This is a genomic window from Neobacillus sp. NPDC093127, from assembly GCF_044754175.1.
GTDB lineage: Bacteria > Bacillota > Bacilli > Bacillales > Cytobacillaceae > Neobacillus.
This window is the reverse complement of record NZ_JBIVOP010000043.1, coordinates 1-8,798: the sequence shown is the minus strand read 5'-3', so window position 1 is coordinate 8,798 and position 8,798 is coordinate 1. Positions and strand designations below refer to the sequence as shown.

Annotated in this window: 8 protein-coding genes and 1 pseudogene; 4 read left to right on the top strand and 5 right to left on the bottom strand. The window is 36.3% G+C overall.

Going from position 1 to position 8,798, the window contains the following annotated elements; translation table 11 throughout:
* Positions 1–657 precede the first annotated feature (657 nt).
* Positions 658–981 (top strand): hypothetical protein, encoded by a 324-nt coding sequence (locus ACIQCO_RS27585; protein ID WP_400435339.1) that lies wholly within the window; start codon positions 658–660, stop codon positions 979–981.
* A gap of 387 nt (positions 982–1,368) precedes the next feature.
* Here ACIQCO_RS27585 and ACIQCO_RS27580 read toward each other — a convergent pair whose 3' ends face one another.
* On the bottom strand, positions 1,369–1,860 hold the full coding sequence (locus ACIQCO_RS27580) for a universal stress protein (RefSeq protein WP_400435337.1): 492 nt from the start codon (positions 1,858–1,860) through the stop codon (positions 1,369–1,371).
* Positions 1,861–2,160: 300 nt separating this feature from the next.
* Positions 2,161–2,592, bottom strand: a complete 432-nt coding sequence (locus ACIQCO_RS27575) for a collagen-like protein (protein WP_400435335.1) — start codon at positions 2,590–2,592, stop codon at positions 2,161–2,163.
* 160 nt (positions 2,593–2,752) lie between these two features.
* On the opposite strand from ACIQCO_RS27575, the gene ACIQCO_RS27570 reads away from it, so the two are divergent.
* Positions 2,753–2,968 carry a hypothetical protein gene (locus ACIQCO_RS27570; protein WP_400435333.1) on the top strand — a complete coding sequence of 72 codons (216 nt, stop codon included), beginning with the start codon at positions 2,753–2,755 and terminating at the stop codon, positions 2,966–2,968.
* A 184-nt stretch (positions 2,969–3,152) separates the two neighbouring features.
* Here the strand turns inward: ACIQCO_RS27570 and ACIQCO_RS27565 are convergent, their stop codons facing one another.
* Both ACIQCO_RS27565 and ACIQCO_RS27560 read right to left on the bottom strand, forming a co-directional pair.
* On the bottom strand, positions 3,153–4,379 hold the full coding sequence (locus ACIQCO_RS27565; RefSeq protein WP_400435331.1) for an NAD(P)/FAD-dependent oxidoreductase: 1,227 nt from the start codon (positions 4,377–4,379) through the stop codon (positions 3,153–3,155).
* 241 nt (positions 4,380–4,620) lie between these two features.
* Positions 4,621–5,040 (bottom strand): GNAT family N-acetyltransferase, encoded by a 420-nt coding sequence (locus ACIQCO_RS27560; RefSeq protein WP_400435329.1) that lies wholly within the window; start codon positions 5,038–5,040, stop codon positions 4,621–4,623.
* Positions 5,041–5,248: 208 nt separating this feature from the next.
* Between ACIQCO_RS27560 and ACIQCO_RS27555 the strand changes: the two genes are divergently transcribed.
* Positions 5,249–6,289, top strand: a complete 1,041-nt coding sequence (locus tag ACIQCO_RS27555) for an alpha/beta fold hydrolase (RefSeq protein WP_400435327.1) — start codon at positions 5,249–5,251, stop codon at positions 6,287–6,289.
* A gap of 130 nt (positions 6,290–6,419) precedes the next feature.
* Positions 6,420–6,572, top strand: a pseudogene (locus ACIQCO_RS27550) (D-alanyl-D-alanine carboxypeptidase family protein); the annotation flags it as partial.
* Positions 6,573–6,655: 83 nt separating this feature from the next.
* On the opposite strand, the gene ACIQCO_RS27545 reads toward ACIQCO_RS27550, so the two are convergent.
* Complete coding sequence (locus ACIQCO_RS27545) at positions 6,656–7,873, bottom strand: MDR family MFS transporter (protein WP_400435325.1); 1,218 nt, start codon at positions 7,871–7,873, stop codon at positions 6,656–6,658.
* Between the last annotated feature and the right edge of the window lie 925 nt (positions 7,874–8,798).

The following is an 8,798-nucleotide window of genomic DNA, read 5'->3' as shown; positions in this document are numbered from 1 at the left end:
CTCTCTCAGCCGTAGAATTAGTATTGACGGTTCTAACCCATTTTCATTCTCTGTGGTGAAGCGCGGTTTTTTGCGCTTCATGGATGGCTAAAGGGTATAGTTTAACAATGTAAAAAGTTATTTATTAATAAATTGATTGGGAGTTTTTAAAAATGTACTATTTATGGCTTATCGCATCACTATCAGTATCAGCACTACTTACGCGGCTTTTCTTTCCGAAGCCATTCGGTGAATTTCCCCTCTTTGGTGATGTCACAACCTTGATTTTCATTCCAGCGTATTTTGTTTCATAAAGTGTTATTCTAAATATTTTGATGTGGAAACTTAAAAATCGCAGCTTAAAATTCACGGCATTTTTAATTATACTATTGCTCTTGCTAGTTTCTTCTGTGTTACTTTTTATGGAGAATTATAGTCAATTCACTTCTTATTTTTTTACATTTATTGGACTGATTATCGGCTTTTTTCATTTCTCAATTTCAGAAGTTTTACGAAATAAACGACAATGGTCTTATTGAACGGGTGCATTTCTTGAAGATCCGGCAGCTAATGGCAGCCTTTTTGTTTATACAACTATAGAAACAGTTTAGATTAAGAAGGACTTTTACTTAGATGTTAGAGAATAATATACAAAGCGAAATAAAGGGGTGGAGTATTTTGAAAAAAATAATACGGATTATAGCAGTAATAATAATAGTAGTAGTAGTCATTTTTCTTTTATTACATTCAACTCCAAAAATGGCTATAAGAACCCACGTGTTGTTTATGGGTTATCCTATAGAATCTTTTACATCAGATATATACGAGTATAAATATCATAATAAAGTTGATAAGAACAACTTTATTAAGTTTTATCCTAACGCAAAAGCATACACTTTAACAAAACCTCCATTCGAAAAAGAGACTGAGAGTGAGTTAAGTAATTACATTGTGCGGAAAAGTGGATTTTTGTATTTTGCTGATATTTATGGAGAAACATAAATTTTCTTATTAAGCTAACTTCTTTTGAAGATATGGTATATGAGGATGATATAACGAGACATAATGAATACTTCTTAGCTTGTCTTTATTTAAGGTATAAAAGGAGAGAAATCTCTTGGGCAGCTTTTTTAAATGAAGCTGGGAAATATTTAGATGGAAATGAATGCTGTGTGGATGTGAATTTTTCTTTGAGACGGTTACTAAATACGAGGATTCACTTTATTCATCAGGTATAGAAAGCGGTGCCTGTCCAACTTAAAAAAAATAAGTTTTTCCGACGAATCCGTAAAATAAATCAAGTGGAGAAAAAAACACTATTTTTCTCCACTTGATTACCTGGTACGGCTCTTTTTAACCAAATTTCCACACGTAAATTTGGCGGTTCTATTATTTTACAATAAGGACATCCATTGCCGCTTTTTTCATTACCTTTTCACTGACACTGCCCTCTAGCAGTTTTTGGAGCGCTCCTTTTCCGCTGCTCCCGACAATAATTAAATCCACATCTTGCTCCAAGGCAAAATCACATAAGTCATCATTAACAGGTTTGCCGTCTAATGACTCAAATTGGGCAGGTACCCCTTGACGCTGTAAATATGACTTTGCATGATCCAAAATCTGACTGTCCAGAATGGTTTCTTGTGTATCTGGGGGAAGTTCGTTCTCAGGCAGGGGGACTTGGGCTGGGTAAATTCCTCCATCTATACTTGGTACGACAGAATAATTATAATTATAAGCCATATTGTATATGTGCTGTTGAATAACATGAGCAACAGTAATTTTGCAGTCGCGGTTCAGCGCATAGAATTGTGCGGCCCTTTCCAATGCTTTCATACTGTCTTCGGAATCATCATAGCCTATAAGAATATGATTATACATGCTCATCTTCCTTTCTTTTACATAATTATAATATTTATACCCTTATTTCTTTTGAATAAAACACTGCAGGGACAAGGGGACCTTGTCCCAGTACCTTGGTCCACTCACATCTGAACATTCTTGATTCAAAATCAGGCAGCTTACTACCTATTTTTCAAAACTTACGACATTTGTTGGATATTAAATGGGAATCAATCTTAAGGAAATTTTATTAACAAGGAAATTCTTAAATAATTGGAGAATTAGCAATTACAAAAGGCGATGCCCATATTTAAGCATCACCCTCGAAAATTATTGATTTTAAAAACACGTAAACGAAATAATTCTCCTTGTATCAATACCAAAAATCATCCAGGACCAACCATTCCATCTGAAACCAGCAACAGATCTTGGACCTACGAAAATGGGATAAAACCAAAACCCTTCACCATTGTTAAGCCATATAAAAGTATTACGAAACAGGCACAACCTAATTGCTCCTGGATCAACAGCAAATGGTGAAGCAGCTGCTTGTTGAGGAATAAATGATGGAGGAGGAGCAGTTGGAGCTTGTGGAATTTGTGATCCGGGTAGACCTGGTAAACCTGATGGTCCCGGAAACTCAGGTCCTGGTAAACCCGGTAACCCCGGTAACCCCGATGGTCCTGGAAATGAGGGCACTGGTAAACTTGGAAATTGACGGTCCAATTGCTGATCATAATTTATATAGGAGTATACTGTCTGATTATACATTTAAAAGATCACCACCTTATTTTAATTAAATCTCTAAAGTATTAGTATGTTGTACTGTTCTTTTGTGAAGCTTATTCGCAGTCTAAATTACTGCCAATTGGCTTCCGAAAAATAGAAATGAACCTAGCTCCTAATCATATATTAATAAGAGGTGATTAAAATGGATCGACATCTTAAACAAACATTTGATATCAGGTCCTTGCTAATTGGTGTGATGGTCAATGGCGGAGTTTTGCAAATTGGTTCTGGGGCTGCTAAAGTTCCACGAGTCACTCCTGTTGGATTTACTACAGTTGGAACTACCTTAATTCCTCTAGGGGCGGCTCCTCTACAAATTGCTGTCCCATTACAATCACCAACACGTCAGAAATTATAAGATTGACCCTGAGCCAGGAGGAGCGGTTTGCCTGGCTTTTTGTTCGACCAATAATTTAAATCTGGTTACTGTCACTCCCCGAAGTTTGATAGGTTTTTAGAATGGTGGAAAGTGATAGAATGGAGCTGCAACTGAATATAGTTTGGATGGTTCAAGAAAAATGGAGCAAAACCGTCCCCATTTTTCATCCTTTGTTTAGCAAAGGGCGTTCTTGCAAGTATAGAGCTAAATCTGGATAGTTCCCTTCAACAATCTCTTTTACAATAATCTTCGACAGCAATTGGCTGTAAACCGTCCCATTATCACCAAAGGCAAATAGAAAATAGCTATTAGGATATTCCTCATATTTACCAATAATCGGAATGCCATCCATTGTACCTCCATAAAATGCAGCTAAGTAATATTCTGGCTTTACTTTAATAGTAGGAAACATTTTATTAAATTCTTCAATCAGTTTATTCTTTTTGTGAATCAGTTTACTATCACGATCTTCAGGGTAGGTAGTATTATCATCAAGTCCGCCTATAATTATCCGATTATCTCTAGTTGTACGCATAAATAAATAGGGACGGGCGGTTTCCCAAATGAGTGTCCTGTTATACCATTCGGAGAGATCGTCGACTGGATTGGTTGTTACCGTATATGTACTGACAAAAGAAGCTTTTTTCTCTTTTCTGATTTCCATTCCTTCATAACCTGCCGCAAAAATAACATAGCGTGCATGTATAGAACACCTGTTTTTTGTCGAAATAATCATCTTTCCTAGTTCTTTATCGTAATGGTGACCGTTCATTTCCGTATTTTCATATATCCGGATTCCTTTTTGTGCTGCGTAATCCATTAGTGCATGGGTGAATCTGAACGGTTTAATTTCTGCATCATTATATGAGTAAATAGCGGCATCCCTGCTAAAGGGATATTTTGCTTCAATCTCTTCCTTTGTTAAAAAAGAAAGTTCACAGTTATGCTGCTTTAAAAATTCATATTCCTTTTTTAGACTTTCAACATCTTCGGCACAGCTTGCGGAATATAGGGTATCTCTTCTGTTGAACTCACAATCAATGGTGACGTTCTTTGAGGCAGCTTCAATTTCATTAATGGATTCCTTTAATAATTGTAAATGCCTTTCTATGTAATCTGCTCCAAAAGTGTTGATCATATCTGTAAACATTTTTTCACCAGAGTATTGAATGAGGGCTGTATTCGTGCTGGTACTACCACTGCCAATTTTTGATTTTTCAATTACGACCACATCTAAAGTAGCATCAGCAAGATAATATGCGCATTGAGCCCCGGAACTTCCACCCCCAATGATTAATACATCACAAGATATGTCTTCTTCTAGTGCTGGGTATGATGGAGCATCAGGAAAAGTAATGGGCCAATAATAGGTTCCAGATTGTAAATTCATTTATATCCCCCAGTTATCAAAAAGTATAATGTTAATATATCCAATCACATTTTGTACATGCAAAAAATCGCACTGGGACTGGTCACGGTGAACTGTACAAAAAGGGGTCCTCTGTATACGAATGAACCGGAACGGGATTACGTTTAGCTGGTAATACTTTGGAAGGTTCCCCAATTTTCCTGTTTTGCAAACTGGGGATAAGCGGACATAAAGTTAATAATGAGGGGAGCTTGAACTAACATTATTTAGATTTAAAATAAATTATCTCTGGGTCTCCAACATCTAAATTTTCTATAAATCCACTTTTTCTAAATCCATTTGTTTTAAATACTTCCTGCATTCTTTTGTTGGATTGATTGGTTGAAGAAAATATTTTCTTAGTTGGTGCTATATATACAAAATACTGAATAAGTGATGTGGCATATCCTTTTCGTCTTTCAGTTGGTTTCACTATTATTAAATCAATAAAGCTGCAATCAAAGAAATGAGTATCAAAAATTAAAAATCCTACAATCAAAGCTTCTATTTTAATAACTATACATCTCTCTTCTTCGACAGCTTTTTGGATGTATTTTCTCCTCCTATCGTCACCAATTACTTCGGAATCCATTTTAACTATTTCGTCTAAATCGTTTATTTTAGCTTTAATCAAAGATTTCAAATTAAATTCTCCTTTTTATATTACCTATAAGAAATTCGACTCGTATAATACATTTCCTTCTTAAAATCTTCTGTCCCTGTGGAATTTGGCCTGGAATTGGCAGGAAAAAAGTATTTTTTATAGAAATGGTTAGCAGAAACTTTTAATTGAGGGTGAATTAGGTTGGATTTGCGGTTTTAAAAGGAAAATGAGCGTAAGGAGCATTGTGTTGAATAAAAAGAAAAAAAGATTCATACAGGGTAGTGTTTTCATTGTTGGTTTATTTGTTATTGCCTTGGTTTTTCCTACGTGGACACCGTCTATAAAAGGGGGCAATAGCATTAGTACGTTAGAGCAGATTGAAATAAATGGGACCGACTTAGAAGTGATGATTAGAGGGCATAACCGTTCTAATCCCATTATCCTGTTTGTTCATGGCGGGCCGGGGTGTTCGGAAATCCCTTATGTAAGGAAGTATCAAGATTTACTTGAGGAAAATTTCACAATTGTCCACTATGATCAGCGGGGCAGCGGGAAATCCTATCACTTCTTTGAAGATTATTCGAATCTATCAGCCGATGTTCATGTGAATGATCTTTTGGCCTTGACAGACTATCTTACGAAAAAGTTGGGACAAAATGAGGTCCTTTTAATTGGCCATTCATTTGGAACCTATATTGGCATGAAGGCTGCAAGCATTTCCCCTGAAAAATTTACCGCTTACATTGGAATTGGGCAAGTTTCCGATCCAATTCAAAGTGAATTGGACAGTTTAAATTTTACCATCCAGCATGCTAAACTAGCCAAAAACAAGAATGATGTAGAAAAGCTGGAGAGTCTAAAAAGCTTAATTGAAACGGGGGAATCGCTGACACCAAGAAGTTTCGTGCGTAAATATGGTGGAGCGGCAAGGCTGATAAATGACAACATGGATTATTTTTGGGGATTTCTGTTAAGCCCTGAGTATAATTTACTTGATGTCATTCGTTATGCAAAAGGGGTCTCACTCTCACAGGATATCTTAATACCCGAAGAAAAAAAGCAAAATATTACGAGTCTAGTGAATCGTTTGGAAATCCCTTGTTTTTTTGTCATGGGGAAGTTCGATTATATGACGTCGGTTAATACTGCAAAAGATTATTTCGATAAAGTGGAAGCGCCGGTAAAGGATTTTGTTATTTTTGATCAATCCGCCCATTATCCTCAATTTGAGCAAAAAGAGCAGTTTGCGGATTGGTTAATCAAAACCTGGGGTGTGCTAAAAAAATAAGGTTTGGTGTTCCAAGGAATAATCCGTACATTACACTACCAGAAAAAAGTCGCTATGATTGTCGTATTGCCGTTTCGAATCATGGGGATAGATGCTAATAACAATAAGGCTATAACAAATGAGCGGCGTCGAATATGGGCTTATCATTCGCTATCCGAAAGGCAAGGATGCAATTACAGGCTATTAATATAAACCTTGGCATATTCGCTATGTGGGAAAAGAAGCAGCTCAAGAAATAGTCAGCAAAGGAATTCCTCTTGAAGAATATTTAGCCGCTAAGTGATGGTGCCTTTCACCACCACCTGCAGATACCAAATGGGATGCTTTATTTCATTTGTCTTTTAACCTCATCGAAGGCAGTTTCTACTATTTTTCTAAACCACGTACACTTATTTTCACATAGGATCGATTTCCAATCATAAAGAATAAAATACTTCCCAGTACCACGAGTGAAATCGTCCAAAACATGATTTGTCCATGATAGTGACTTAGCAAGAAGCCGCCGAAAATGGGTCCTAAAAAATTGCCTATTTTTCGAAATTGCCCAGCTCCAAAATAGGTTCCTCTTAAATGGTCGGGGGCCAGCTGGTCAATCATTAGACTATTAGATGGAAAGATGAGTATTTCACCAAAGGTTAACAAGATCATGGAAAGGATTGCTGTAACCCAGCCATTAATCATACCGCAAAGCATTAAACCTATTGCCATGAAGAAGGCGCCAACAACCATTACCTGCATCGGCTTATAACGATTTGCTAAATGACTGATCGGCATTTGCAGGAAAACAACCATCAGGGCATTAATCGTTAACAAAACGGAAAAAACATAAACCCCATTATGAAGAGTAGATGACAAAAATTGTGGCAGATTGGAATCTACTTGAACATAGCCAATGTTCACTAGGATAATGCCAAGCAATAAATAGAGAAATGCTTTATCCCTTTTGACCATTTTTATTGCTTGCCAAAATGTCACAGATTTTTTCATCGATTGTTGGGATTGGGGAATTGAAAGCTTTTTCAATAAAACTAATAAGGCTAAAGCGTATATAAGATAAATAATCCCGGTAATGGAAAATGACATTTTTGCTGAGGTAGTAGCCAAGTATGCTCCTAAAAGAGGGCCCACTGATGCTCCGATATTGATTGCGGTATATCTTAGGGAATAGGCCTTCATTCGGTTTTTCTTTTTGGTCACATCTCCCATTAAAGCCTGTGAAGTTGGTTCAAAAAAGGAATTGCTAAGTCCATTTAAAGCGTTCAGCAGGATAAACCATCCTTGGCTATTCGCAATCGCAAACCCAAAATAAACAAAGGCAATCGAAAACAAGGCAAACTGCATGACCCTTTTCCTGCCAAAGCGGTCGGATAAATGACCGCCGATAAATCCGCCAACTGTTGCCATTAATGGGCTCATTCCAACCGTTAAGCCAATAATGACAGGCGACAGGTCCAGATGTCGGGATAAATAAATGGATAGAAAAGGCAAGGTCATAAAGGCAGATCCTCTTGAAAGAATAGTTCCAATTAACAAAACCCATACGATTGGATGAAATTCATTGAAATAACCTTTTATTTTGTTCATACATAGATCCTCATTTCTTTCATCTTTTACTGAATGGCTTTGTAACGATTTCACGATTTCATCCATATCGTAGCACCAGTAACTTCATAAGGAAATTAGTTGTTTATTATAATTTGCAATAAGAAAATCTTATCGACAAGCAAAATCCTGACGTCCAAATCTAGGTATTAAAGAGAATGAAGAAAAATAAAGGAGACCGTACCTTTTATTAACGGGTTCACTTTAGGGGGGAAACAATGCTTTATTTGTCTGGTGTCGGCGGCTTATACACCTTATAGGCTACCGAACTTGGACCACTGTTATGGTTTCAGTCGCTTATACCCCGTACAGGCTACCCAACTTGGATGAACTTCACGTTTTCGGTCTCCAATAGCCTTGATTGGCTTTGTTAAAATTAAGGCTCTGTTAAAAGTGAATGTTAATTTCACTGTGTTTGAAAAATAAACGGAAAAATTCCTTTTAAATTGGGAAATACCCATATTTCCTTAATAATAAAGGAAGTTTTTCCGGTTATATTAGCCAAATCGTTGAATTTTGCCTAATTTAGAACAGTTAATCGGAATATCTCCGCTTATATCTACTTCTTAAGCTCCTCTATAGACATTAGCCGGAAATTCTCCGCTTATGAATTTTCATACTTACACGAAAATTAACAATGAATAATAACAGAACCATTTTTAAAAAAACTTTAGAAAAGGTATTGACCAATCTATTAATCTCCTGTAATATGTTAAAAGTCGTCAGCAAGACGGTGTGATGACATAAAAAAGTTGTTGACATTAACAACTTAAAATGTTATTCTAATATAGTTGCTTCAAACGAAGTAACAAGAAATTGTTCTTTGAAAACTAAACAAACAAAAACGTCAACAAACAATATTTTTTAGTTTTTTTATAAAACTAAGCCAACGTAACAAATGAGCTAA

Bases quoted from the DNA above. Each gene is read 5' to 3' on its own strand.
- ACIQCO_RS27580 (WP_400435337.1), bottom strand. From the start codon at position 1,860: ATGTATAATCATATTCTTATAGGCTATGATGATTCCGAAGACAGTATG.
- ACIQCO_RS27575 (WP_400435335.1), bottom strand. From the start codon at position 2,592: ATGTATAATCAGACAGTATACTCCTATATAAATTATGATCAGCAATTG.
- ACIQCO_RS27570 (WP_400435333.1), top strand. From the start codon at position 2,753: ATGGATCGACATCTTAAACAAACATTTGATATCAGGTCCTTGCTAATT.
- ACIQCO_RS27565 (WP_400435331.1), bottom strand. From the start codon at position 4,379: ATGAATTTACAATCTGGAACCTATTATTGGCCCATTACTTTTCCTGAT.
- ACIQCO_RS27545 (WP_400435325.1), bottom strand. From the start codon at position 7,873: ATGAACAAAATAAAAGGTTATTTCAATGAATTTCATCCAATCGTATGG.